Origin of the sequence: Lactobacillus sp. UCMA15818 (genome assembly GCF_030400225.1) — a bacterium.
Lineage (GTDB): Bacteria > Bacillota > Bacilli > Lactobacillales > Lactobacillaceae > Liquorilactobacillus.
On record NZ_VJYB01000007.1, the window covers coordinates 23,352 to 49,486 of the forward strand.

Annotated in this window: 23 protein-coding genes; 6 read left to right on the plus strand and 17 right to left on the minus strand. The window is 36.0% G+C overall.

What is annotated here, in order from left to right; all coding sequences use genetic code 11:
- Window positions 1–90: 90 nt before the first annotated feature.
- The 4 genes from FFX44_RS08955 to map form a co-directional block, all read right to left on the minus strand.
- Window positions 91–945 carry a YihY/virulence factor BrkB family protein gene (locus FFX44_RS08955; protein ID WP_289980158.1) on the minus strand — a complete coding sequence of 285 codons (855 nt, stop codon included), beginning with the start codon at window positions 943–945 and terminating at the stop codon, window positions 91–93.
- Between the two features lie 148 nt (window positions 946–1,093).
- Window positions 1,094–1,645, minus strand: a complete 552-nt coding sequence (locus tag FFX44_RS08960; protein ID WP_289980160.1) for a LysM domain-containing protein — start codon at window positions 1,643–1,645, stop codon at window positions 1,094–1,096.
- Between the two features lie 129 nt (window positions 1,646–1,774).
- A complete protein-coding gene (gene galU / locus FFX44_RS08965) occupies window positions 1,775–2,647 on the minus strand; it encodes a UTP--glucose-1-phosphate uridylyltransferase GalU (protein ID WP_289980162.1) in 873 nt (290 codons plus the stop codon).
- Between the two features lie 121 nt (window positions 2,648–2,768).
- Window positions 2,769–3,557: a type I methionyl aminopeptidase gene (gene map / locus FFX44_RS08970; RefSeq protein WP_289980163.1), complete on the minus strand. Its 789-nt coding sequence runs from the start codon at window positions 3,555–3,557 to the stop codon at window positions 2,769–2,771.
- 134 nt (window positions 3,558–3,691) lie between these two features.
- Here map and FFX44_RS08975 point away from each other — a divergent pair, with 134 nt between their 5' ends.
- The 3 genes from FFX44_RS08975 to FFX44_RS08985 are packed head-to-tail and all read left to right on the plus strand — an operon-like array spanning window position 3,692 to window position 8,010.
- Window positions 3,692–4,144 (plus strand): flavodoxin, encoded by a 453-nt coding sequence (locus FFX44_RS08975; RefSeq protein ID WP_289980166.1) that lies wholly within the window; start codon window positions 3,692–3,694, stop codon window positions 4,142–4,144.
- Window positions 4,145–4,188: 44 nt separating this feature from the next.
- Window positions 4,189–7,056, plus strand: coding sequence for a YfhO family protein (locus FFX44_RS08980; RefSeq protein ID WP_289980171.1), 2,868 nt, complete (start codon window positions 4,189–4,191; stop codon window positions 7,054–7,056).
- A gap of 21 nt (window positions 7,057–7,077) precedes the next feature.
- A complete protein-coding gene (locus FFX44_RS08985; protein ID WP_289980174.1) occupies window positions 7,078–8,010 on the plus strand; it encodes an NAD(P)-dependent oxidoreductase in 933 nt (310 codons plus the stop codon).
- Window positions 8,011–8,187: 177 nt separating this feature from the next.
- On the opposite strand, the gene FFX44_RS08990 is transcribed toward FFX44_RS08985, so the two are convergent.
- From FFX44_RS08990 to FFX44_RS09010, 5 genes are read right to left on the minus strand one after another with little or no spacing between them, the layout of a single operon-like run.
- Complete coding sequence (locus FFX44_RS08990) at window positions 8,188–8,805, minus strand: DUF1054 family protein (protein ID WP_289980176.1); 618 nt, start codon at window positions 8,803–8,805, stop codon at window positions 8,188–8,190.
- Window positions 8,806–8,833: 28 nt separating this feature from the next.
- On the minus strand, window positions 8,834–10,615 hold the full coding sequence (locus tag FFX44_RS08995) for an ABC transporter ATP-binding protein (protein ID WP_289980178.1): 1,782 nt from the start codon (window positions 10,613–10,615) through the stop codon (window positions 8,834–8,836).
- A complete protein-coding gene (locus tag FFX44_RS09000) occupies window positions 10,615–12,339 on the minus strand; it encodes an ABC transporter ATP-binding protein (RefSeq protein WP_289980180.1) in 1,725 nt (574 codons plus the stop codon). The genes FFX44_RS08995 and FFX44_RS09000 overlap by 1 nt, the downstream gene beginning before the upstream one ends.
- A 27-nt stretch (window positions 12,340–12,366) precedes the next feature.
- Window positions 12,367–13,068 carry a hypothetical protein gene (locus FFX44_RS09005; RefSeq protein ID WP_289980182.1) on the minus strand — a complete coding sequence of 234 codons (702 nt, stop codon included), beginning with the start codon at window positions 13,066–13,068 and terminating at the stop codon, window positions 12,367–12,369.
- A 3-nt stretch (window positions 13,069–13,071) separates the two neighbouring features.
- Complete coding sequence (locus tag FFX44_RS09010; protein ID WP_289980183.1) at window positions 13,072–13,521, minus strand: LytTR family DNA-binding domain-containing protein; 450 nt, start codon at window positions 13,519–13,521, stop codon at window positions 13,072–13,074.
- A 300-nt stretch (window positions 13,522–13,821) separates the two neighbouring features.
- On the opposite strand from FFX44_RS09010, the gene FFX44_RS09015 reads away from it, so the two are divergent.
- The 3 genes from FFX44_RS09015 to FFX44_RS09025 all read left to right on the plus strand — a co-directional run bounded on the left by FFX44_RS09015 (window position 13,822) and on the right by FFX44_RS09025 (window position 17,223).
- The gene (locus tag FFX44_RS09015) at window positions 13,822–15,129 is read left to right on the plus strand and encodes an SLC13 family permease (RefSeq protein ID WP_289980185.1); all 1,308 of its coding nucleotides are present in this window, start codon (window positions 13,822–13,824) and stop codon (window positions 15,127–15,129) included.
- A gap of 15 nt (window positions 15,130–15,144) precedes the next feature.
- Window positions 15,145–16,290: a glycerate kinase gene (locus FFX44_RS09020; RefSeq protein ID WP_289980186.1), complete on the plus strand. Its 1,146-nt coding sequence runs from the start codon at window positions 15,145–15,147 to the stop codon at window positions 16,288–16,290.
- Between the two features lie 93 nt (window positions 16,291–16,383).
- Window positions 16,384–17,223, plus strand: a complete 840-nt coding sequence (locus FFX44_RS09025; protein ID WP_289980189.1) for a YitT family protein — start codon at window positions 16,384–16,386, stop codon at window positions 17,221–17,223.
- Between the two features lie 127 nt (window positions 17,224–17,350).
- Here FFX44_RS09025 and hisC read toward each other — a convergent pair whose 3' ends face one another.
- The 8 genes from hisC to FFX44_RS09065 all read right to left on the minus strand — a co-directional run bounded on the left by hisC (window position 17,351) and on the right by FFX44_RS09065 (window position 26,082).
- Window positions 17,351–18,460, minus strand: coding sequence for a histidinol-phosphate transaminase (hisC, locus tag FFX44_RS09030; RefSeq protein WP_289980191.1), 1,110 nt, complete (start codon window positions 18,458–18,460; stop codon window positions 17,351–17,353).
- 126 nt (window positions 18,461–18,586) lie between these two features.
- Complete coding sequence (locus FFX44_RS09035) at window positions 18,587–19,954, minus strand: NAD-dependent succinate-semialdehyde dehydrogenase (RefSeq protein ID WP_289980193.1); 1,368 nt, start codon at window positions 19,952–19,954, stop codon at window positions 18,587–18,589.
- A gap of 17 nt (window positions 19,955–19,971) precedes the next feature.
- Window positions 19,972–21,252: an aminotransferase class III-fold pyridoxal phosphate-dependent enzyme gene (locus FFX44_RS09040; protein WP_289980196.1), complete on the minus strand. Its 1,281-nt coding sequence runs from the start codon at window positions 21,250–21,252 to the stop codon at window positions 19,972–19,974.
- A gap of 21 nt (window positions 21,253–21,273) precedes the next feature.
- Window positions 21,274–22,014, minus strand: a complete 741-nt coding sequence (locus FFX44_RS09045; RefSeq protein ID WP_289980198.1) for an amino acid ABC transporter ATP-binding protein — start codon at window positions 22,012–22,014, stop codon at window positions 21,274–21,276.
- Between the two features lie 12 nt (window positions 22,015–22,026).
- Window positions 22,027–22,713 (minus strand): amino acid ABC transporter permease, encoded by a 687-nt coding sequence (locus FFX44_RS09050; RefSeq protein ID WP_289980200.1) that lies wholly within the window; start codon window positions 22,711–22,713, stop codon window positions 22,027–22,029.
- A gap of 22 nt (window positions 22,714–22,735) precedes the next feature.
- Complete coding sequence (locus FFX44_RS09055; RefSeq protein WP_289980201.1) at window positions 22,736–23,566, minus strand: transporter substrate-binding domain-containing protein; 831 nt, start codon at window positions 23,564–23,566, stop codon at window positions 22,736–22,738.
- A gap of 18 nt (window positions 23,567–23,584) precedes the next feature.
- Window positions 23,585–24,424, minus strand: coding sequence for an arginine deiminase family protein (locus FFX44_RS09060; RefSeq protein ID WP_289980204.1), 840 nt, complete (start codon window positions 24,422–24,424; stop codon window positions 23,585–23,587).
- Between the two features lie 14 nt (window positions 24,425–24,438).
- The gene (locus tag FFX44_RS09065; protein WP_289980205.1) at window positions 24,439–26,082 is read right to left on the minus strand and encodes a M20/M25/M40 family metallo-hydrolase; all 1,644 of its coding nucleotides are present in this window, start codon (window positions 26,080–26,082) and stop codon (window positions 24,439–24,441) included.
- Window positions 26,083–26,135: the final 53 nt, after the last annotated feature.

The following is a 26,135-nucleotide window of genomic DNA, read 5'->3' on the forward strand; positions in this document are numbered from 1 at the left end:
TAATTTGAAGTTAGACGGAAGATTTTGCCTTGCGGAACACGTTTAATCAGAGTGCGACATAAAGCGGGAAAATTTGAGTACTAACTAAAATTAACTTTCAACTTTTTTCTTAATATATTCTTTTAACTTTGCTTTCTTAACTTTAATTTCCTTATAAAAATATTTTTCAAGTGATGCATTCAACACCGCACCTATCATTATGATCCATCCAGAATAATTGAGCCAAAACAGTAACACGATGAACGTTCCAATTGTTCCATAACTAAGTACAGACTTAGCAAAATAATGTACATAGATAGAAAATCCTTGTGCCAATGCAATCCACCCCAGTGTTGCAACTGTAGCTCCCGGTATAATTAAATGTAGATGCAACTTAGCATTTGGAAGAAAATAATAAATTAGACTTATTATAAAAAATAGTCCCAGCAAGGTAACTGGCCATTTCAATGTACTGAAAATATTTCCTAACTCTCTTGGTAACTGAAAAATAGGTGTTAAATATTCAAGGATTGTTTGTCCAAAACTGAATAGTAAAATAATTGCAATCATTAAGAAAATGAAGATCAATGTTAAGAAAAAAGAAATAATTCTGGCAGTAATTGCGCTTTGTGACTCCTCGACCCCATATGTCTCATTAAAAGCCAGTTTAAGTGCATTAACACCTCGACTCGTTGCCCATAATGCTACAAGAGCACTCACAGAAATCAAACCGCCGCTGCTGTGATCTAAGAAAGAAATTATAATCGGATATAATGTTTTATAAATTGTCGCTGGAACTGCCGATTCTAAGTACACTAAAACTGTAGAAGCCTTGATATTTAGAAGTGGTAGCGTATTTCCAAGCAAAATTATCGATGGAAAAATTGCTAGCAAGGCGTAATAAGCAATAACAATTGAAGTGTTATTAATATTAATACTAGAAGATCTTTTTATTAAGTCTTTCACAACTTCCTTAATTGCAATAGTATTAAATTCTCTTTTTCTAATTTTTTACTCCCCCTGTTCGTTTGCTAATTATAGCACGGTAGGAATTAAAAATTAATTACTAAGGACTGAACAACAATCTATTTAAAAAACACACCGCCTTAATTATTTAGTCAGTGCTAGAGGTCCGCGATGAATTCGTGCTTGACGATCCTGTGCTTGTTGGAACTCTTAGAGTCGTCCCAGTAGAAATAGTCCCTGTACTCAAATTATTAATGGTCATCAATCTGGTAACTGTCGTTCCATACTCATTGGCAATAGTGGACAATGTATCACCTGCCTCAACTACATAGCTCTTGTAAGTTGAAGAGGTTGTTGCAGCAGTTGAGTTCATCGCTTCACTACTTGATACCCCACTACTTTTCTTATTTACTTCTGAACTACTCGACTTGCTGCTTCCAGAAGTATCTGTTGTTGAGCTTTTTTGACTGCTCTCGCTATCAGATGCACTAGCTTTGCCATACTTTTTTTGAGCAATACTCTGCTGCTTTTGATACTCTACTTTTTGTGATTTTACACTATCGCTGAAGACACCTGTAAACTTATCTCGGATAAATGTATTAGTCCCCCCTAAGATACAAATAGCAACCACCACGATTATGGTTATCAATCCCCATAATACTTTTTTGTTCGTCCTAGTATGGCTTTTTTTTCTAGCCATTCTCATACCCCCAATAAATAATTTCTAAAAAAGTTTCCAAAGTTAATTATCAGATATATCTTAAATAAATTCAATAAAAATATGAAAAAAGATTCGTCTAAAAAAACGAATCTTTTTTTGCTTCAAACTTTATTTCAATTTTTTGGATAATTCCTTAATGTAAGCAATTAAGTCATCCTTAACTTCAGGATGCTCAAGACCAAACTGGATTGAAGTTTTTAGATAGCCAAACTTGTATCCAACGTCAAACCGCTCACCCTTAAATTCATGTGCAAATACCCGTTGAATTTTATTTAGCCTATCAATTGCATCCGTTAATTGAATTTCATTACCTGCACCTGGTTTTTGCGTTTCTAACATTCCAAATATCTCAGGTGTCAAAAGATAACGTCCAATAATTGCAAGATCACTAGGAGCTTTGTCAACATCCGGTTTTTCAACAAACTGCTTTACATCAAATAGCCCCTTGCTCGTTTCGGAACCCGGATCGATTACCCCATACTTATTAACTTCTTCGTGGGGAACACGCATTACAGCAAGTGTTGAAGCATGTGTTTGATCGTAGCGGTCAATTAGCTGCTTAGTCAATGGAACCTTATCCCTCATCAAGTCATCACCAAGCATCACGACAAAAGGCTCATTTCCTACAAAGTCTTTTGCCATCAAAACAGCATCGCCAAGTCCTCTAGGATGTGACTGTCGAATAAAGTACAGGTTAATATCTGTTGTTTGCTCAACAAGTTTTAATAATTCAGTCTTCCCTTTTTCTTTAAGATTTTGTTCTAATTCAGGAACGGAATCAAAATGATCTTCAATTGGTCGCTTACCTTTTCCAGTTACAACTAAGATATCTTCAATTCCAGATTTTTTTGCCTCTTCCACAATATATTGGATTGTTGGCTTATCAATTATGGGCAACATTTCCTTAGCAAGTGCCTTAGTTGCTGGTAAAAAACGAGTTCCCAAACCAGCAGCAGGGATAACGGCTTTTCTAACTTTCATAAGTACTAGCTCCTTCTTATACGCTTTTCTACGATTATAACACTTATTCTATTCGTAACAATTATCAGCAATTTTTGTTATCAGCAGAATAACAAAATCTATTTTATAAAAAAAATTAACATTAATCAAGCAAATATTTTTTATCAAATTCTGGATCTTGTGAAGTTAAAATTTTAGGACCATCTTCGGTGATTACAAGTGTATGTTCAAATTGGCATGACAGACTTCCATCGGCTGTCCGTGCAGTCCAGCCATTTGGATCATCCATCTCAGCTCTCCATGTTCCCATATTAATCATTGGTTCAATAGTGATAGTCATTCCTGCACGCAGTCTCAGTCCTTTTCCAGCTTCGCCGTAGTGTGGGACACTAGGATTTTCATGCATCGTTGGCCCAATTCCATGACCGATAAAATCACGAACATCACCATATCCATTAACATCTTCAGTATAGTGTTGAATCACAGCACCAATATCACCAATTCTTTTTCCAACTTGGGCCTGTTCTATACCTAAATAAAGTGCTTCTTTTGTTACTTTCATCAAGCGGTCAATCTCTGGCGTTGATTTTCCCACAACATAACTCCAACATGAATCGCTCATCGCACCATGATAATTGACAACAGTATCAACCTTGATTAAATCTCCATCCTTCAAAATCAGCCCTTTTCTTGGGAAACCATGACAAATCTCATCATTTATGCTAATACATGTTGCATACTTATAACCCTCAAAACCAATTTGTTCAGGAATTGCACCGTTATCTTTAAAGTACTTACGTGCAAATTTTTCAATCTCCCAACTAGAAATTCCTGGCTTAATAATATCTCGCAATCCGACATGCATCCCTGCAAGAATTGCACCCGACTTTGCCATTTCTTTAATTTCTCGTGGTGATTTCAATGTAATCATAATTCTTTGCCTCCAATTTAATATACATATCTATTATATCCTAAATTTAGCATAATGTTTCAATTACTTTAAATGCAAATATAAAGTTCTGTTATAATAACTAGTGATAGATTACTGAAAGAGGGTCAATATGAATGACTAAAGCTAAGGTTGTATTTGCTTCAATTACCGGAAATAATGAGGACATTGCTGATATTGTGACAGAAAAATTGGAAAAAAAGAACATCACTGTCGATATTGAAGAAATCTCACAGTGCGATCCATCTGATTTTGAAGATGTCGATTTGTGCATTGTTGTACCCTATACATATGACGAAGGTGCACTTCCTGATGAGGGAATTGACTTTTTTGAAGAATTAGAGAACCTCGACCTAACAGGAAAAATTTATGGAGTTGCAGGCTCTGGTGATACTTTCTATGGTGAATATTATTGTGTTGCTGTTGACAAATTTGCGGCAGCTTTCGAAAAAACAGGCGCTACCAAGGGTACTACAAGTGTAAAAATAAACCTAGCTCCAGACACAGAAGAAGCCTTGCAACAATTGGATGTTTTTGTAAATGAGTTGGCAGCAAAAATAAGTAAATAATCTTTTCTGTACTTATTAGTTAGTTTTTTCTAGGAGGAGTTTCTTTGACATTCTCATTTACTAAAAAAAATAATTTGAAGTTGTACTTGCAATATACTGCAATTTTTGCTCTTATTGCTTTTTTTGTGTATGGTACATATTTTGTTACCGGTCACTCTCTAATCTGGCATCTAGATGGTGCACAACAACATCTTCCATTGTTAGAAGAGTTTCGTAAAACACTGCTCAACATACTAAGACACCCCTTTTCACCTTGGCCTCAATGGTCATTCAAGCTTGGACTTGGTGGGGATATTTTCCAAATTAATGCTTACTATGTTACAGGTGATCTTTTTAATTATTTGATTTTATTATTTCCAGCTTCCAAAATTATTTTTGCATATCAATTTTTAATTATACTGCGGCTATATTGTGTTGGCCTTATTTTTTGTTATTTTGCATCTCATTTTTCTTTTAAAAACACAATAATTCTTTCTGGAACAGTTGTCTACTTATTCAATGCATTCTTGCTTTATGCTAATATTGCCCAGCCTTTCTTTTCCATCCCTTTTATGATTTTCCCATTATTAATACTTGGAATTGAGCGTGTGTTGCAGCAAAAATCAATTTGGCCTTTAACATTCGCTTTTTGCTGGATGCTTTTTAGCAATTTTTATTTTGCCTATATTCTAGGATTTGGTGCACTATTATATTTGGGACTACGCTATCTAATAACTTATCGCAAAAAAATAGGATTTTTCAAAACTTTTTTCAAGCTGGGATTAAGTACAATCATCTCACTTTCCATAACCGCTATTTTATGGGTTCCAGAGATGCTGGCTGTCTTTTCATCTACACGCAGTAATGCCCCTTTCGTAAACGGCTTACGCCTTTATCCACTTTACTATTACCTTGCACTGCCTTCACAATTAATTAATGGCGGCAATCGTAATTTCTATTTCTGGAGTGCCTTGGGATTTGCCAGTATCAGTTTTTTTGCAATTGTCTTTATTCTTATCAAGATAAAGAATTATCCGTTGCTGGGTACAAGTTTTATTTTAGGTTTAATAATGCTATTGTTTCCACAATTTGGCGCACTATTTAACGGTCTAACTTCTCCCTCTAATCGTTGGACTCTAATGCTATCACTCCCAATTGCGATTTCAGTCTGCATATTAATTGAACAACTTGATAAGTTAACGCATAAAACAAAATTAACTTTAACTTATTGTCTTGCAATATATAGCTGCTGGATTTTTTTTACTTACTTCTTTCAGAATGATGAGAAGCTTTTTATTCCAATGGCCTTTTTATTTATTAGTTATGGCTTTTTAATCTACTACTCAAGTGGGCAAAAGAATCATTCTAATTATGCTTTTCTAGCCTTAATTGTAGTCAATGTTATTTTCAACGCTATTTATTTTGAAGCTCCTTATAATGGTGGTTATTCAAACGAAATGCTTCCTCTCAAAAGCTTCGAAAAACTTATTAAAACAAGGTATGCTGGTTTGGATAAGGATATAAAGTCATCCAATTCATATCGCGTTTCAACCATTAGTCAAAATTATAACTTAGGTAACAGTTTCCATATGTACAATGCACAGCCTAATAAATTAAATTCAATTACCTCATATTATTCATTACAAAATGTTAACGTTGGTGATTTTGCTCGCAAAATGCAAAACTCACAATACGAAGCAAATATTCCAATTAGTCAGTTCAGTGACAGAACTGTCCTAAATAACTTTTTAGGTGTCAGATATATTTTTGCCCAAATAAACCAGCAAAATTCAGCTAAGATTCCAGTTAATTACCTGCCCGAAAAAGCCTCAACTCGGTCAACAAGTGGAAGTGACAATCAATCAGACAGTAATGACACGCAAACTATCCGCTATAGAACCAAACAAGCTTTTCCACTTATCTATTGGCAAAATACTGTCATTGATTCTAAGCAATTAAAATCAATGACAACAACTGCTAAGGAACGTGCGTTAGCATCTGGAGTACGTGTAAGTAATTCAATAGCTAAACACTATCCCAAAGCAAAATTAACAAATGACACACAAGAACTCGAATACTATCTCGTTTCCAGTCGTGGCAACATTGTAAGTACATCCAATCTTGAACATTTAGACAGTACGGAAACCTACAAAATTATCTTGAAGAATCCAGGTAATTATAAAGACAGTGAATTGCATATTGAACTTAGCAATATCAAATATCATCAATTATCACTAACAAATCAGATTCAGATTGAACAAATTAAGCAGGCCACACTTACTTCAAATGGGATTATTACTAATAATGACAGCTATAATTACTACCGCTACCTTCGCTATCACATTCTAAATGGTTCGCCTGATAACAGCTTTAGCATAAAGGTTTCTTCGAGTCTAGGAACAGAAAGCATTACCCAGCCCAAGCAATCAGAATTGTCATTTTATAAGACCGTAACATCTGGCGTGCTAAATCTAGGATACTTTACTTCGACTCCCAAGTATTTTACTTTAACACCATCCAAATTGGGAACATATGATTTCAAGCTTAAAATTGTTGCTGAAAAATTGGGAAAAACGTATAACAAAGAAGTTGCAAAAATTCAAAAAAACCGCTTAAAATCGTTGAAGTTCTCCAAAAATAATATTACTGGTACAATTAAAACTATTAAAAATGGAATTTTAACTTCATCAATTCCATTTTCTAAAGGTTGGAGTATCTATGATAATGGTAAAAGATTAAAAGCTATTAAGACAAATACAGGATTTTTAGGAGCACAACTCCAATCTGGATCTCATCACATTCAATTAATCTACTCCACTCCCGGATTGAAGAGTGGTAAATTAATATCGGTAATTGGCACCATTTTGACAATCACATCATTATCTTTACTTATTTTAATTAGAAAACTATTTTTTCACAAAACAAAAAAATAGTTTATCAAGGGAGGCTCATTTATGAATAAAATACTACTATTAGGTGACTTGGTTCCACAAGCCAAACAAAGGATTTCAGATTTAGGCTATGACTTTACTTTATTACCCAACGCTCAGGCTTTTGATCAACTTGTACCGCAAGAATTCTCTGCATATGAGGGAATAATCGTGCGCAACATTGAGCCTGTTGATCCGAGATTTATTACCGCATTACCAAATTTAAAAATTATCGCGCGTAATGGAGCTGGTACCGATAACGTTCCACTTAAATTAGCAACTGATATGAATATTTGGGTCTCTAATACTCCGGGTGCTAACGCTCAAGCCGTCGCTGAACATAGCTTAGCACTTGCAATCTACTTACTAAAAGGCTTGGGCTATAACAAGATGAATAGGAAAAATGATTTATCACCAGCGACAGGTACAGAACTGCATGGAAAAACTGTAGGAGTTGTGGGTTGGGGATTCATCGGTAAAAAATTTGCTGAACTGATGTCTGCGTTAGGTGCGCACGTTATTTTTTATAATCGTTCAAAAAGAGAATCAACTTATGCTAAGCAGGTCAGCTTAGATGAACTATTTTCAACAAGTAACATTATCTCACTTCATCTCCCAGTAACATCAGATACAAAATATATGATTACCGATGAAGTTATCAAGAACACCAAAAAGCAACCTATCTTACTTAATACAAGTCGTGGTGAGCTAGTTAGAAATTCTGTTTTGCTTAAAGGCTTGCAGCGGGGCTTGTTAAGTGCCGTGGGCTTGGATGTATACGATAATGACGAAATTTCACTTGAAAAACTAATCGCTGATCCTAATGTAATTATTACAAATCATTCTGCTGCACTGACTACCGAAAGCCTTGAAGCAATGGCATTCGGTGCAATTGCTAACGTTGATGCAGCGATTAAACACGGAAAACCGCTAAACCCAGTTAATACACTTGCTTAGTCATATGCTTTAATTTACATCTATAGTTAAAATTAAATAACAAATGGGGTCTGTGACAAAAGTTAACTTTTGTCACAGACCCATTATTATTTATTACGAATAAACTTATTTTATAAGTCAAAATTCTCCGTCTAACTCGAAGTTTCCTCGACTTATATCACACTCATTTTTTTGATATTAATCTCTAACTATACTACTCATTGCAGCCTGATAAACAGGGACTAATTTCGCAAAAACATTATACATTGTAGTAATGAACTCTTCACTGCCATTTTTTTTAAAATATTCTTTGGGAAAAACTTTTCCAATTTGAAATTCACCTTTTTTTATATTTTCCCATCTTTTCAGATCTTCAATCAGATTTACACTTCCAACTTTTTCAGTCTTACTTTTAGTATGATCGAGTGACACATCAAAATCTTTTGGCAGAGCAAATATTTTTTCTGGATTATTGACAAATGCAGCAGCCATTTTTTCTTCTCCCTTGGGATTATCAATAAATGACAACCACAGTGCAAGATAGTCTTTATTGACTGCTATTTGAAAATGTGGTTCCATTTTGTATCCTCTTTTTTGTTGGCTAAATGCGCACCATGTGATTTCTGGAGCGTACTTTGTTCTTCTCCGATGTTGTGCCACATGTGCGTAGAACTCTTTGCCACATTGTGACTCAAAGAAAGGAATCAGCTTTCCCGCTAGTACCTTAAATTCTGGCTGCACATTTTCTCTAATAACCTGCATTCTCTCATCAAGTCCTTGTACTAGGAAGACGTTAAAAAATTCCTTTGCTATCATGCATACCTACCTCTTATTTTGTAATTATCTATTCAAATACCATTTGATTAACATACAGATTGTAATAGAAGCCCTTTTCCTTCAGCAATTTTTGATGGGTCCCCCGTTCTATCACTATTCCATCTTTTAAAACAATAATTTCATCTGCTTCCACGATTGTTTTAAGACGATGAGCAATGACAAAACTTGTTCTGCCAGCAATCACGTTATCCATCGCCTTTTTAATCTTTTCTTCTGTAACCATATCAACATTTGAGGTTGCCTCATCTAAAATTAAGAAACTAGGATCAGTTAACAATGTTCTGGCAATACTAAGTAATTGTTTCTGACCCACAGATAATACAGAATTTTCATCATTGACCTTGGTTTCGTATTTGTCTGGTAAGCTCTCAATATAGTCATGAATATGTGCCTGTTTTGCCGCAGCAATCATTTGCTTATCAGTTGCTTCTGGTAATCCAAATTTGATGTTGTCTGCAATTGTCCCTGAAAATAGAATTGAGTCCTGTAATACGATTCCAACATTTTTACGTAGAGAATGCAGTTCAAAATCTTTTACATTTGTTCCGTCAAATAGAACTTCCCCATTTGTTACATCGTAAAAACGATTCAACAAATTCATCACAGTCGTTTTACCTGAGCCAGTTGGTCCAACTAAAGCAACCATCTTGCCCTTTTTCACAGCAATATCAATTCCATGTAAAATTTCTTTCCCGCTGTTGTATTCAAAGTGAACGTTTTTCAGCGCGACATCCTCATTAATCTTCAAAAGTTCACGTCCGTCTTTATTTACTTGCTCTTCGGGTTGTTTTAGCACATTACTCAATCTTTTAGCACCCGTTAATGCCAATTGCAGCATGGAATACATGGATGTAATCTGCGTAATAGGTTGAAAGTATTGCTGTGAATACTGTACAAATGTAACTACTAAACCCAGCCCAACAGCCTTGCTTACATCACCATTGATTACCATCCAAGAACCATATGCTATGACAATTGCCAAGTTAAGCAGTGACAATCCCTGCATTAATGGGAAAAGCATCCCTGAATATAGTTGCCCTTTAAACGTCGACTTCCGCACACGTTCATTTAAACTCTTGAAACCTTCCACAGACTTTTCTTGAAGTCCATTGGTGATAATTATTTTTTCACCATTAATTTGCTCATTAATATACCCGTTTAACTGACTGATTTCATCTTGCTGATTATCAATGTAATACCTTGCCTTCCGAATAACAAAAAAAGCAATTAAAACCACAATTGGTGTTAAGGCGACAGTCGCCCATGCCAGCTTCACATTCAATGAAAACATCATCCAGATGACCCCTATGTAGAGTACTACCTGTGAAATCAATTCGAAAATCGCTTGATTCATCGCATTAAAAATGTTATCTAAATCGGATGTAAACAATGATAGAATTTTACCATCTTGGTGTCTATCAAAATAGCTGATCGTCATCTTTTGCAGCTTGCTAAACAATCCGCGTTGCATCTTATTAGTTGATAAGGCATTTATCCGAGAGATCAACAAGCTTGAGATCAGCATGGTACATATTGATAAAAGATAAAAACCCAGTATCATCCAAAGTGCATTGTGAAAGCTGTCTAAGGATGCCTCTTGATGAGTTGCCGGATTCATATAGGCAACTAAATATCTGCTGAGGTTTGTCATAGCTTTTCCAAGATAAACTGGTGCTTTTATCTGTGCCCAAGTAGAAACAATTGTTAATGCTACAACAAAGAGCAACCCTTTCCAGTAAGGTTTTAAATAATGTTTGAAATATGCAATTGATAACTTAAAATCCTTCACTATGCTTGTCCTCCTATCCGTGAAAGCTGTGCAGCATATATTTCTTGATAAATTGGTGAACTCTTTAATAATTCCGAGTGTGTCCCTATTCCAACTAACTCCCCATTATCAAGCACTAAAATCGTGTCTGCTTTTATTACTGAAGATATTTTTTCAGCAATCATAAAGACTGTTGTCGCTTGCATCTTACTTTCAAGCGCCTTTTGCACCAATTTCTCAGATTTTGCATCCAATGCAGACGTTGAATCATCAAGAATTAATATTTGAGGCTTTCCAATGATTCCCCGTGCAATTGACAACCTTTGCTTTTGGCCACCAGAAAAGTTGGCCGAGCGCTCCTCAACATGATGTTTTACACCATCCTCATATTTATCGACAAACTCCTTAGCCTGAGCTACGTCTAGTGCCCATTCCATCTCTTCATTTGTTGCATCAGCTTTACCTTGTTTTAAATTGTCTGCGATTGTACCGGAAAAAAGAATAGATTTTTGTAAAACAAAACTAACGGTTGTACGTAATGTTGCTGCAGTAATTGTCTGTAAATTTTTACCGCCAATCTTAACGCCACCTTTTGTTGGGTCATATAAGCGCGCGATCAACTGTGCCAAAGTTGTTTTACCAGATCCTGTAGAACCAACAATTCCGACAAAACTACCAGCTTTAATTTTAAATGAAACGTTTTTTAAAGAATCATCATTAGCATTGGGGTAAGCAAAACTAACATTCTCAAATTCAACATCTGAGGTTAAAGAATTTTCATCTGAGCTGGTATTGAACACAACATCAGGTTTTGTTTCTAATACCTCTTTGACACGTTTTAATGCAATCATTCCTCTAGATGCCATTGTCATTGTCATCGCACCAATTATGATAGCAAACATTAATTGCATCAGATAAGAGATAAAGGACGCAATTGCTGCTAAATCATTTGGATGGCTTACAATTTTTGCTCCAATAAAATAAACTGCTAGTAAAATCATCAAATTTGAAATTAACATAAAAGCAGGAATCAATAATGAAAATAAGTATCCAATTGTCAAATTCAAATTTTTCAGTTCATCTGCTGTCGCCGCAAATTTCTTGGTTTCATTTTTTTCTTGGTTGAATGATTTAACAACCCTAATACCCTGCATTGATTCCTTAGCAACTGTATTCATCTGATCCAACCACTTTTGAAATCTTCCAAACAAATTACCCATATGCGAGAAAACAGCACCTGTTAACGATAATATCAATAGAATCATTACAATTTCAATCCACCATAATCTAGGAATTGTAATAATTCCCAAGATAAACGCCCCCACAAAAAGGATTGGAATTCGTAGTATTTGTGTCAACATTGTCATAACTAGGTTCAAAATCTGATTCATGTCATTGATTAATCTCACAACTAAACTACCAGCTGAAAATTTTTCAATATTTCCAAAAGAAAATTTTTGAACTTTAGCATATAAATCTGCTCTTAAATCTGTGGTAACTGACTGTGCGACTTTAGCAGAAAAAAATGTACTTGCAATCCCCGCAACGATTCCGACTAGTGCTAAAACAATCAGCTGAATTCCATAGTCATAGACCTCATTACGATTATTTGCAATGATCGCCTTCATAATTGTTTGTAAAAGCTTAGGCTGCCATAAGGTGCTTCCGGCAAGTACAATTACCGAAATAACGGCACCAATTATTGATAGATAATTATTTTTCAAATAGGGTTTTAAAATTCCCATATAAACATTCACTCCCAAAAATAGTTATTAAATATACTTAATTTTTAATTCTGCTAGATTCAAATTCCCACTGAGATATATTTTCTTCTCAAAAACATTTCCTTCTTCTTGTGCAGTATTAACTTCGCTCAATACACTGTTGATATTGACAGAAATCTTCCATTCTTTAGGGAAGAACATTATTATTTCACTTAATGAGCCATTAATAAATATATTTGCTTCATTCCCTTCAATTTGGACATTATCAAAATAAACTTTTAAAGATGCAAGCCGCGCATCAATGGCAACTTGCTCAAGATTGTTTGCCTTGATATACCTAACACTGCTGGACATACTCTCATTGATTTTTATTTTCTTTTCAGAGGTATCCGTCTCAAGTGAACTTATTTTGTGTTTCCAATTCCAATACCATTTTCTATTCTTGCCAAATGATTTAAAGATCATTGACAACCCCGCGCTCACTAAGAATGCAGCTAAAATAATCGTCCATGTTCCTAATCTTTCAATCCCTAATTCTTTGGCATAAAGGATTACCAAAAGTGCTATTGAAAAGACACTTTGTGAAATTCTCCTGTATACCATCCCCTGTACCAATAAAAATATAAACAACACAGTCAATACAATTGTCCAAAATTTAAACTGAAAGCTAATAATTTCTAATTTTGTTGAAACAAGTAATATTGCAAGTATCAAAATTATAATTCCTAAAAAGAAGCGTTTTGCTCTCATATTTTATTTTTCCCTACTTTCTAATCTTTTTTTTACATCCTTAAAATATTTTCGCGAAACATATATTTGTTTATAAGACTCATGAAACGCAACCAAGTTTCCTGTTAAACTACGTGTTAGCGTGTATACTTCATCCAAATTAATAATTGCCGATTTCGAGATTCTCATGAAATTTTGCGGTAACAACTTTTCAAGCTCATACAATCTTAAGTGTGTTTCAAATAAATCAGTTTTTGTATGTGCATTTACACTTCTCTCATCAGTTTCAAAAAAGAGTATATTAGAACTGCTTATATGAAATTCTGCTATTCCTTGAAATAATTTAATTTTTTTGTTGATAACCTTTCTTGAAATTTCTTCATACAATTTTTTAATATCATCAGTTTGTCTAGCAGCCCGAATAACCACTTCAGTTTCTTCAACCGCTTCATCAATTTCTACTCTAATCTTCATACGCTCTTTCCCTTCTAGTTAAGTACACCATATGTCGTTAAAAAGGTAAACTGATTTTACGCAAGTGGTCGTTTTTTTTGTTTAAAGTGATTATTCTAATAACATCGACTTAACTTTTTAAAAAATTGTGATTAAATTAGCTTATAAAAATAAAAAATAAATAGGTACTTTTAACGCATATATTTTATTACAAACACTTATCCAGCAACACACAAAAGGGCTTGTAATTATTATCACATATGAGTACAATGTACTCTGTTGTTTATTTTGATGCTTTTTTCACAATTAGGAGGTTTTTAAATGAGTTCCTCTCTTACGATTTCTTGGTGGGCTGCATTAATCGGTTTGGCGATTGCCATTATTTTAATTTTAAAAAAGGTTAACCCTGTTTATTCACTGATTTTAGGTGCCATAATCGGTGCCTTACTTGGTGGTGCAAACCTAGTCCAAACAATTAATATTTTAATTCAAGGTTCACAAAGTGTTATGGGCACAGTTTTACGTGTCCTTGCAGCAGGAATGTTAGCCGGCGTCATGATGGAATCAGGAGCCGCTGATACGATTGCCCGCGCAATTGTCACTAAACTAGGTGATCGCTTTGCACTTTTTGCATTATCCCTAGCCACAATGGTCATTACAGCCGTTGGCGTTTTCATCCCTGTCGCTGTTCTAATAGTTGCACCGATTGCCCTAGAAGTCGGACAGCGCATGCATATCTCAAAGTTATCCTTACTAATCGCGCTTTCTGGAGGTGGAAAAGCAGGTAACATAATTTCGCCTAATCCCAACACAATTGCTGCTGCAAAGGGATTCAACCTGCAGTTAAGTCAAGTTATGGTTGCTGATTTAATCCCTGCCATTTTAGCACTTGCAATGACAATTTTCATCGCAAACTTGCTTAAGAAAAAAGGGACGATGATCACAGACCATGATTTTGAATTACCTAGTAGTTCAAAATCTCTCAAACAATTGCCAACTTTGAAAACTGCACTTGTAACTCCCTTAGTAGCGGTTGTCTTGCTATTATTAAATCCAATTGGTTCCCTTCTCCATATTACTTTTCTAACTAACTTAAACTTAGATGCGCTCTACATACTCCCCTTTGCCGCTATTATTGGTACGATTGCTATGAAACAGAGCAATAAAATTCGTGAATATGCAGCCTCTGGGATAAATCGAATGACGGATGTTGTTTTGATTTTAATCGGTGCTGGTACAATTGGAGCGACCATTACCTCTTCAAACTTACCAGAACAAATCATTAATTTGATTAAAATTAGCCATATTTCAGGTGTTTTACTTGCACCATTATCAGGAATCTTAATGGCAGCAGCTTCTGCTTCGACTTCAACAGGTGTTATCTTGGCAACAGGATCATTTTCAAAAGCAATCCTAGGATTTGGAGTTACTCCGCTTGCTGCAGCTGCTATGGTTCATACAGGAGCAATCGTAATTGACCAACTTCCCCATGGTAACTATTTTCATGTCACTGCAAATGCAATGCATATGGACATCAAAGAACGTTCACGGTGTATCCTTTATGAGTCTATCATAGGACTTACAGCTATGGTAGCTGCAACAATTATTTTTGGTTTTCTAAAATTTTAAGTGAGGTTTTTAAACATGAAATTTGTCATTGCTCCAGATTCATTCAAAGGAAGTCTAACAGCTAAAGAAGTTGCTTTGGCCATAAAAAAAGGCATTTCGAAAATTTTTCCTACAGCCGTTTTTGAACTTGTCCCAATGGCTGATGGCGGCGAAGGAACTGTCCAATCTCTCGTCGATGCTACAAATGGTACCATTATTTCGAAGGAAGTCACCGGCCCTCTCGGGAAAAAAGTAACTGCAAATTATGGCTTGCTTGGAAATTCTAAAACTGCTGTAATTGAAATGGCCGAAGCAAGTGGGATTGGCTACATTAATAAGACAACAGCCAACCCACTAATTACAACTACTTTTGGAACAGGCCAGTTAATTCTTGACGCTCTTGATCACAATGTGGAAGAAATTATTCTTGGCATCGGTGGTAGTGCTACAAATGATGGCGGTGCTGGAATGGCTCAGGCTATTGGTGTCCATTTGCTAGACTCAAAGGAAAAAGAATTACCATTTGGTGGTGCAGCCTTAATACGGCTTGCTAAAATCGACACCCAAAATATCGATTGCCGTTTAAGTAAGGTCAAGATAGTGATTGCATCCGATGTTACTAATCCATTGACTGGTAAAAATGGTGCCTCCGCAGTTTTTGGCCCACAAAAAGGAGCAACTGCAAAAATGGTACAGCAACTAGACGAAAGTTTGGTTCATTACTCAAAAATGTTGCAGAAATATCTGAAAAAAAATGTGGCAGCATTGCCCGGGGCAGGTGCAGCAGGCGGATTAGGTGCAGGACTATTAGCTTTTACTACAGCACAAATGAAACACGGAATTGATATCGTTGTGGATTATTCAAACTTGAAAAATAAAATACAGGATGCAGACTTCATCATCACTGGTGAGGGTGGAATTGATTTTCAAACTAAATATGGTAAAACACCATTTGGAGTTGCGCAAACTGCTAAAAGTATTTCTCCCAACTCTCCTGTAATTGCTCTTGCTGGATATGTAGGTAAAGACGTCGATGCTTTGTACCAAGACAATGTAATAGATGCTATTTTTTCAACCGTCTCTGGTGCTAAAAGTCTAGAATGTGCATTTAAAGATAGCGAAGCAGACATTGCACAAACTTCTGAAAATATTGCACGTCTAATTAACACTCTCAAGTCCTAGAACTTAAAATACTGATTTTGGTACAAGAATTCTCGCGTCATTATTGGATTTTTGGTAAAATATTACTAACAAGTAATACGGAAGGAGTCATCTATGCCAAAAAACCTCAGCAAAAGACCAATAATTAATTTTTTGATACTTGTCGTGGCACTTGAAATAATAGTTATCTCTATCAATTTTTTCTACTCACCAATTGAGGTTGCAGCAGGTGGGGCAACTGGAATTGCAATCTTGTTGAACGCTTCTTTTGGGATTAATACAGCAATTTCAGTCCTAGTAATAAACATCATTATGATTATTTTGGCTTTCTTCTTTTTAGAGAGAGAAGTTGTTCAAAAAATTACATTGGGTAGTTTACTGTTACCCTTTTTCATGTATCTAACACCTAGTTTCAAGATTGTTGATGACTCTCTCCTCGCGGTTATTATTGGTGGAACAATTTTTGCAATTGGAATTGCAATGCTCTATCGCATTGATGCTTCTAGTGGTGGAACAACTGTGCCACCGCTAATCATCCGTAGGTACTTTCATATCAACACTGCGATTTCACTCCTAGTTATTGATTTTATTGTAACCTTCTTTAATATTTTTACGATGGGATTGAATGCCTTCTTTTTAGCCGGTTTTTCGTTAGTCATTACTTCTATGGTAATGCGCTATATAGAGACAGGCTTAGATCACAAATTTCAAATTCAAGTCATGAGCCTCCATAAAACAAAGGAAATTCAGGCAATGGCTCTCAATGTCGATCACAGCCTGACCGTATATGATGTTCGCGGCGGTTATAGTGACAACCAAAAAGCAATACTGATGCTCGTTGTCGACAATCAAAGCTATGGCCCATTACTGCGCGCAATTCATGCAATAGATCCTGAAGCTTTTATCGTTACTTCTAATGTCGTTAAAGTTCATGGTGGTCGCCTAGGGCTTTAGTATATTTATGTTATTACAAAAAAGAAGCAACTATGCCAAAAAATGAATCACTTCTCAAAAAGTTATACCGAAATATCTATTTTTGGGGAGGATCATTACACAGGACATAGTTGCTTCTTTTTTAATTTCAAATAATTTCAGCCAATTTATTAAGCAAGAAATTATTTTCTTCTTTCCTTCCAATCGTTATTCTCACATACTCGGGATAGCCCCAAGCATCACATTCACGAATGATAACTCCCTTTTCCATGAGCTGTTCACATAATGCTGCAGAATAATAACCATCAGGTAACTTTGCAAAAATAAAATTTGAACTTGATGGAATAACTGTAAATCCTTTTTCACTCAAAGCAGCACTCATTCGTTCACGTTCTTCTAAAATAAACTCTTTTATCCTATTTGCTTGTTCCTGATCCTCTAATAAAGCAGCTTTCGCAGCAAAAAGTCCGGTTCGGTTTACACAAAATGGTTCCGTAATTGTATCAAACGCACTAATCACTGGTGCTTGAGCCATAATGTAGCCAACTCGAGCTCCAGCCATCCCGTAGAACTTAGAGAAAGTTCTAATAACAATTAATTTCTTATTCTTCAAAAGTTCCACTATCTCAGGACGCTGATCCTCATCTATAAAGTCAGCATATGCTTCGTCTAACACGACCCATACATCCTCGCCAACATTTTCGATGAACCGTTCAATCTCTTTTCTATCATTGATTACTCCAGTTGGGTTATTAGGATTGCACATCCAAATTAATTTTGTCTTATCAGAAATACTTTCTTGCAAGGCTTCCAAGTCATACGTGAAATCTGCTTTTACTGGAATCTCTTTGATACTTGCTCCCATCAAGATTGAAACTTCTCGATATAAACGATATGTTGGCTTAGCAACTAAAACCTCATCACCCTCATCGATTAATAATCTAGCCACTGTTTCAATTACATTGCCGGCCCCACTCCCTAATGCAACATTTTTGATTTCCAAATTATTAATTTTAGCGAGAACTTCAGTTAATTCTACATAATCATCTTCAGGATAACGATTAATTACTTTTAAACTTTCCTGCATAGCCTTTTTTGCATTCTTATAAGGACCAAATGGATTTTCATTCGAACCTAGCTTAACAACTTTATCCAATCCGTATCTTCTTAACACCGACGCTTCTGTTTCACCAGCTATATATGGCTTACAATCATTAACTTGTTTCCGTAAGTTCAAATACATTACACGCTCTTCCATGATGACCTCCAATTTTTAAAAAAATAACAAACACGTTTATTCGTAATAAATAGAGAGACTAAATCAAAATTTAACTTTTGACCTTGCCTCTCTCTTATTGCATCTGGTCTGCGTTTATAAAATCACTCAATTAAACACAATTATCTTTTCATTAGCAAATTCATAGAGCCCTAAGTCACTCATTTCTCGACCATAGCCAGAATGTTTTACTCCACCAAATGGCAGTTCCGGATATGCCCCAGACGGACGGTTAATAAAGACTTGCCCTGTTTCAATCTCAGAGGCAACAACATGTGCTCTTTCTACATTCTGCGAATATACTGCCCCAGCTAGTCCAAAGAAAGAATCATTAGCCAACTCAATCACGTCTTCATCGTTAGAGACAACATAAACTTGTGCCACTGGTCCAAAAAATTCTTGGTAATAGGCCGGATTTTCGGGTTTAATATTAGTTAAAACAACTGGTTTAAAGAAATACCCGTTGCCTTGAACAGAGCCACCTCGAACTAAAACATCAGCACCATTTGCAACAGCATCTTCCACCTGCTTTTGAAGTCCTTCAACTGCATCTTTTGAGGATAATGGTGCTAATTCAGTATCTTCAGCTAGTGGGTCTCCTAATTTAATGTTAATAAATTTCTGCTTTATACCTGCAATAAATTTTGCAGCAACAGCTTTTTCTACAATGTAGCGCTTAGCTGAAGTACATACTTGACCTGCATTCCGCAACCGCGCACCAACAGCATCGTTTATTGCCAATTCAAGATCCGCATCATCAAGTATTACAAACACATCACTACCGCCAAGTTCCATCGTCGATTTAATCAGACTTTTGCCTGCTTGTCCAGCAATTATCCGCCCCGCATCTTCAGATCCTGTTAAAGCAACACCTTGTACCCTCTCATCCGCAATAATCTCAGCAATTTGATCATGTGACACAAAAAGATTAGCAAATGCACCAGCACCAAGATCTGCTTCTATTGCCAAATCTTCGAGTAATTTTGCACATCCTGCAACAATTCCTGCGTGCTTGAGAACAACTGGGTTCCCTAACAAATAGTTAGGTGCTAAAACTCTTATGACTTGTGAATACGGAAAGTTCCAAGGCTCAATGCTTACAACTATCCCAATCGGATGATGTTCCAAAAGTGCCTTTTTGCCAGCTGCATATGCATAAGGCTTAGGTTCTAGTAAGTCTGGTCCTTGTTCTGCATAATAACGAGCTAAATTTGCACACAACAAAATCTCACCTTTACCCTCAGCAACTCTTTTTCCCATATTAATTGCAGCTTCTGTTGCTAATTTATCTTGATTTTTCTCAAGTATTGCAGCAAATTCCAACAATTTTTTTGCTCTTTCCGAAACTGAGACCTTTTTTTGAGCCTTATAAAAATTTTGGGCTTGATCCAAGCGTTCTGCAATCTCACCATTAGACATCAACTCATATTCCTTTACCACTTTACCAGAGTATGGATTGATAACCTTATATGCCATATTACGACCCCTTTCCATTACTGAGTTAGACTTTTTGCTACACTTCGATCAATGATCTCTAATGCTTTATCAATAACATCATACGAAACTATCAAGGGTGGAATGAAACGAATCACATTATGAAATACTCCACAATTCAACAAAATCAGGTGCTCGTTCAATGCTTCTGCTCTAATTTTTGTAACCAACTCCGTAGCAGGTTCATTAGTTTGGGGATTTCTAAATTCTACACCAATCATTAATCCCAAGCCACGAACACTACTGATTACATCATATTTATTTGCCAGCAATTCTAGTTTTTCTTTGAAATAGGTACCCTTCTGTCGTACATTTCCCAGGAAATCATCATTCATAATATCCAAAACCGCATTTCCTGCAGCACACGCAAGCGGATTCCCACCAAATGTACCTCCATGTGCTCCTGGTTCCCATTGATCCATATATTCTGATTTTCCAATTACTGCACTCAAAGGAATTCCATTTGCAATTCCTTTTGCAGAAGTCAAGATATCGGGTTGAACTCCATAATAGTCTTTTGCAAACAAGTGGCCCGTTCTGCCATAGCCACTCTGAATCTCATCAAAGATCAATAATATGCCGTGCTCATCACAAATTGCTCGTAATTTTTCTAAGAATGTTTTAGGAGCTGGTAAATAGCCACCTTCTCCTTGAACTGGCTCAACAACAATGCAGGCAACCTGAGATGGTGCCAAAACACTATGAAAGAGATTCTCCAACTGAGTTACACATCTTGCAACCTCATCATCAACACTCAATTTCGAATTGTAAACATCTGGAAAGTCAACATGATAAACTGGCGGCAATACGCCTTCATAGTTCTTACGATACTGTGCATTTGAAGCTGTCATCGCAGCCGTCAGAAGCGTTCGTCCATGGAATGAACTTGTAAATGCAATTATTCCATTTCTCTTTGTAACACTCAATGCGAGTTTCACAGCTCCTTCATTAGCTTCAGCACCACTGTTAGAGAAATAGACTTTATAATCTTCTCCCACTCTTTTCACTAATTTTTCAGCCAATTCAATGTATGAAGGATAATAAACGACATTGTGCCCGCCATGCACAAGTTCATGCAACTGTTTTTCAACTGCCACAACAACTTTGGGATTATTATGTCCGCAATTAACAACGCCTACTCCAGCTGCAAAGTCGAGATATTGTTCGCCATCTTCAGAAGTAAGATAGACCCCTTTTCCTTTTGTTACACCGAGTTTTGTTGACCTCTTCGCAACAGGAGGCAATACTTCTAATGAACGTTCATATAAAGACTTAACCACATTATCCACTCCATTCACGGTCTACATCACTTTAGATAAAAATGATTGTGTCCGCGTATTTTTAGTTTCTTCAAAAATATACTTTGGATTACCACTATCAGCAATCTTTCCCTTATCCATAAATAAAACTTTATCTGCAACATTTTGAGCAAAAGACATCTCATGAGTAACGATAATCATCGTCATCCCATCAGCCGCCAATTTTTCCATTACACCCAGTACTTCTCCAACCACCTCTGGATCAAGTGCGGAGGTGGGTTCATCAAATAACATGACTTCGGGATTCATGGCAAGTGCCCGCGCAATTGCTACACGTTGCTGTTGTCCTCCTGATAACGATTGCGGATATGCATCTGCCTTTTCAGACAATCCAACCTGCTTCAATAAAGAATGCGCATGCTCAATTGCTTGCTTTGGCGTATCTACTCTCAGCTTAACAGGCGCAAATGTAATATTCTCAAGAACAGTCTTATTTGGGAAAAGATTAAATTGCTGAAAGACCATTCCCATTTTTTGTCTGAGTGCCCGTAATTTATCTTTGCTGGCACTATTTAGTTCCTCCCCTTCAAAGATAACATTTCCGGAATAATCACCTTCAAGTCTGTTTAGACATCTTAACAAAGTACTTTTCCCACCACCAGATGGTCCTATCAAAACAACCTTCTCTGATTTTCTTACTGTAAATGAAATATCCTCAAGAACAACATTATCCGCATAAGCTTTTTTCAAGTTCTTTACTTCAATAATATTTTCTTCTGCCATTGGTTGCCCTCCCTAATTACTCTGTATATATTTGCGACCCATTCTTCTTTCTACTATTTGCATTAGCTGAGAAAGAACAAAAGTGAGCACAAAATAGATAATTGCCGCAACGATTAAAGGAGGAACAAAATTATACAAGGTTCCACCTACTCCAAGGGCTTGCGCTGTAACTTCTTGGACACCAATGTAAAACAGCACTGAGGACTCTTTGACTAATGAAATAAATTCATTACCTAATGCAGGTAAGATATTTCTAACTGCTTGAGGTAATATAATCGAAAACATTGTTGTTCTTTCACTCAATCCTAATGATATTCCTGCTTCAGTCTGACCCTTTGAAATTGAAATAATACCTGAGCGGAAGATCTCAGCTGTATATGCGCCAGAATTTATTCCCAATGCAATTGACCCGGGAATAACTCTGTCCAATCCAGAACCCAAAAACTGAATCTGTGGCACGGCTAATACATTAGAAAGTGTATAATAAATCAACATGACTTGAATCATTGCTGGCGTTCCACGAACAATCGCAATATAAACGCGTGCAATATAAGAAAGAGCCTTGATCTTCGATAGCCGGAACATTACAAAAATGAGGCCCAAAAGGATGCCGATAACGATACCGATTATTGAAATTAAAATTGTTTGCGCAGTTCCTTCAAGAAAAACTGGATAGTACTGCTTTAAAAAATCGAACATTGTCTTCACCCTTTACTTTTGACTACTTACTGTATTTAGTTTGTATTTTTTCAGCCTGCTTAAATAATTTTGTCATTTCCCCACTCTTTTGTAACTTTGTAATTTCCTTATTTACTCTCTTAAGCAGGGCTTTATCACCTTTTCTAAGGGCAACATTAACTTGACGATATTGCTTAGGTGTTGTTAATTTAACTTTTGCAACTGCATATTTATCTGGATATTGTTTTAAATAATTATTCGCAATTTCATTTTCAACAATCACTCCATCCAACTTTCCTTCAGAGAGCTCAGTTGTTAAACTAGTTACCAGACTTTCTGTAACTAAATTACTATTTTTTAACTGTGTTTGCCCAATTTCTTGTTGTGTCGTGGATTGTTGTGCACCTACTTGTTTACCTTTTAATGAAGAAATAGAATTATATTTATCAGCATCTTTCTTTTGAACTAATAAAACATTTTCAACCGTATAATAAGATTTTGAGAAAGCAACTGCTTTTTTACGTTGATTTGTCGAAACCATTCCAGCAAGTATCAAATCAATTTTGTTACCCTTTAATTCAGAAATTAAAGACGAAAATTCAGTATTCTCAATCTTCAACTTAACGTGCAAGTCGTTAGCTATCTTTTGTGCAATCAACATATCATATCCAACAATCTGTTTCTTTCCATTTTTTACTATTGGAAATTCAAATGGTGCATAGTCAGCAGATGTTCCAACGACCAAAGTTCCCTTATCCTGAATTTTCTTAACACTATTATCAGAACTCGAACTGCTACTGCAACCCGCTAGTATCAATCCTAAAGCAAGTGTTGCTCCAATAACTCCCAATCCCTTTTTGAATCCTTTTTTCATAGTAAACCCCTCCAGTTTTTATATACGATCTAGCGGAAATGTCATACAATGTGGTCCCCCACCTGCTTTTAAAGTTTCAGTAATATCTAATTCGATTACCTCCATTCCATGTTCACGCAAGGCATTGTTCACATCTTTATTTTGTTCCAATGACAAAACTCTATGTTGGCCTAAGCTTTCCAAGTTGCACCCATGTTGAAATATTGCTTCTTCAGGGACTTTAATAATTTCGATCTTTAATTTCTTCAGTAGCTCCTTAAATTCGATTGGTAACCCCTCTTCGTATGCGACTGCTAGATTGTCATCAACCAGATTAAAGCACATATCTAAATGCAAGTATCGTGAATCTGCTGGTACAGGATAGACCTGGTACCCAAGAGGTTTTAGTCCCTCTTTCAACTCGTTAAATCCCTCCATATTGGTTCTTTCGATTATTCCGACCGCAATTATATCTTCTCGTAAAAAAGCAAAATCACCACCCTCAAAAAGTCCTTTTTTTACTTCTAAGAGTTTAGGAATTCCTAGTTCTGCCATTTTTTCTTCATATGCTGCATGCTCCGCATAACGTAATGGTTCCTTGAAATTACCTAATATATATCCTTCCTTTACACATCCACCAAAATCGCGTGCAAAAACCGAATTAGTCATGCTCTCTTGAGGTGTCAGCTGCTCGACTTGCACATCTGCTTTTGCGTAAGCATCTAGTAACTGCTGATATTCGTCTAGCAGCTTTGCCTTATCTAATGGTTGATCTTGATATTTTTTTGAAATTTCATTAATTGGTGCAGCCTCATCCAAAAAAGTAGGAGGACAGGTTAAAACTTTTTTTAATACCGCTGTTCCATTTCTTACAAACATATCTTCTATTCTCCTTAATCTTGCCAAATTTTTTGAGTGTAGTTTCTAATTAGCTTAGGCAGTATTCCGAATGAATAAGGTTTATAAACCCTTTCCTTCCAAGTATGCGCACCTTTGCCATAAACACCAATATCAACTGCAGGAATGTTTAACTCTCGCATTTTTTCATAAGGTAACGGATATAGTTGTTCTACAAGTGGAAAATTATTCTTCATCTTTGCTATTTCTTGTGGAGTTTCATCAATCATTAAATAGCTGCTGTCCGACAAATATGGGAAGAATTGTTTCATTGTAAAATCAATTTTTTCGTTGTTTTTCTGTAACACCTCTTCTAAATCCTGATACACCTTTGAGTCTTGTGAGATGCTGTTATGCGGACAAAATGGAGGCGCCAAGAATAAAACAACTTTGGCCTCATTATCGTTAACTTGCTGATCAAGATAGTCAATCAGCTCAAATCCAGCAGAACGCTTATCTAATTCAGGGTTACTGATGATAAAGCTGTCAATAAGTGACTGCCAATCAATTCCCAAATCGTCCAGGTGATTAAGATATTCCTCAAAGCTGTATACATTGAGTTTGCGTGTATTGTCAACCTCTGGAAAATTCAATTTACTAAGAAATTTATTTTCGCGCTGCCTTGCTTCATTCACTAATTTTTCACAATCTGACTTAACCGCGATCTTTAACTGTTCAATGATTTCAAAAACCGGTTTCTTATACGTAAAGGTATTGAAATACATCTCAGTTACTTTTGCTGTCTGCACATTATAAAAATCCTTTTGATCACGCAACATAAGGCACGAAGATGGTAAGATTTCTTCACCTGAAATATCTTCAACAAAATCAGGATTATTATTGATTAATAGGTTAATGCGACTTGCAATTAACGTTGAATCTATCCCAGCGTAAGTGTTACCTACATGAGTCTCAATTCCCTTAATATAGAAACAAGTCAATGTTTTGCCAGCAGCGCCGTAATAAATATATTTCTGTGTATCACCAGCATACTTAGGACTAATAAAATCAGTGTTGATAGCCACACTATATTGTAAATTCCATTCTTCTTGTAATCTCTTCAACTCATCTAAAGCAGCAATTACTCCACTATGATCATTTTCTTCCACACAATTACCCATGAACAATAAATTACCTTCTTGAAGCTCTGGGTGTTCACTGAAATATAATAAATTAACAATATTTACAGCGTCTCCGCTTTTCATATCTAGCGCACCCCTACCGAAAAGCCAATCTCCCGTGTCTGCATCATTTTGAACTTCGCGATCACTATCATAATTTGTAAAATATTGTTCTAGATAAGTCGGATCCAGTGCTTTCTCCTTAATTGATCCAAAGTCTTCCAAACCAACAGTATCGAAGTGAGAATGATATAAGACTGTTTTTTGAATCCCTTCTTTACCGAGAAACGCAAAAATATTTTTTCTTCCTAATTCATCCCCCTTAATCTTCTGTGTCCAAACCCACTCAGGATGTTTCTTGAAAACCGTAAAGGTTCTAAGGATTTTTTCAAGTTTCTCCACTAAAACAACTTCACCTTTTGTTCCGTTGACACTTTTTGTGGCGACTAATTCTCGTGTTAATAACTCGATTCTCTGTTTTTCATCTGGAATTGTTTCTAAATCAAATGCTGACTTCATCTTATCACTTCATTCTCTTAATTTAATCGAATTATAATTTATATATTTCTTTA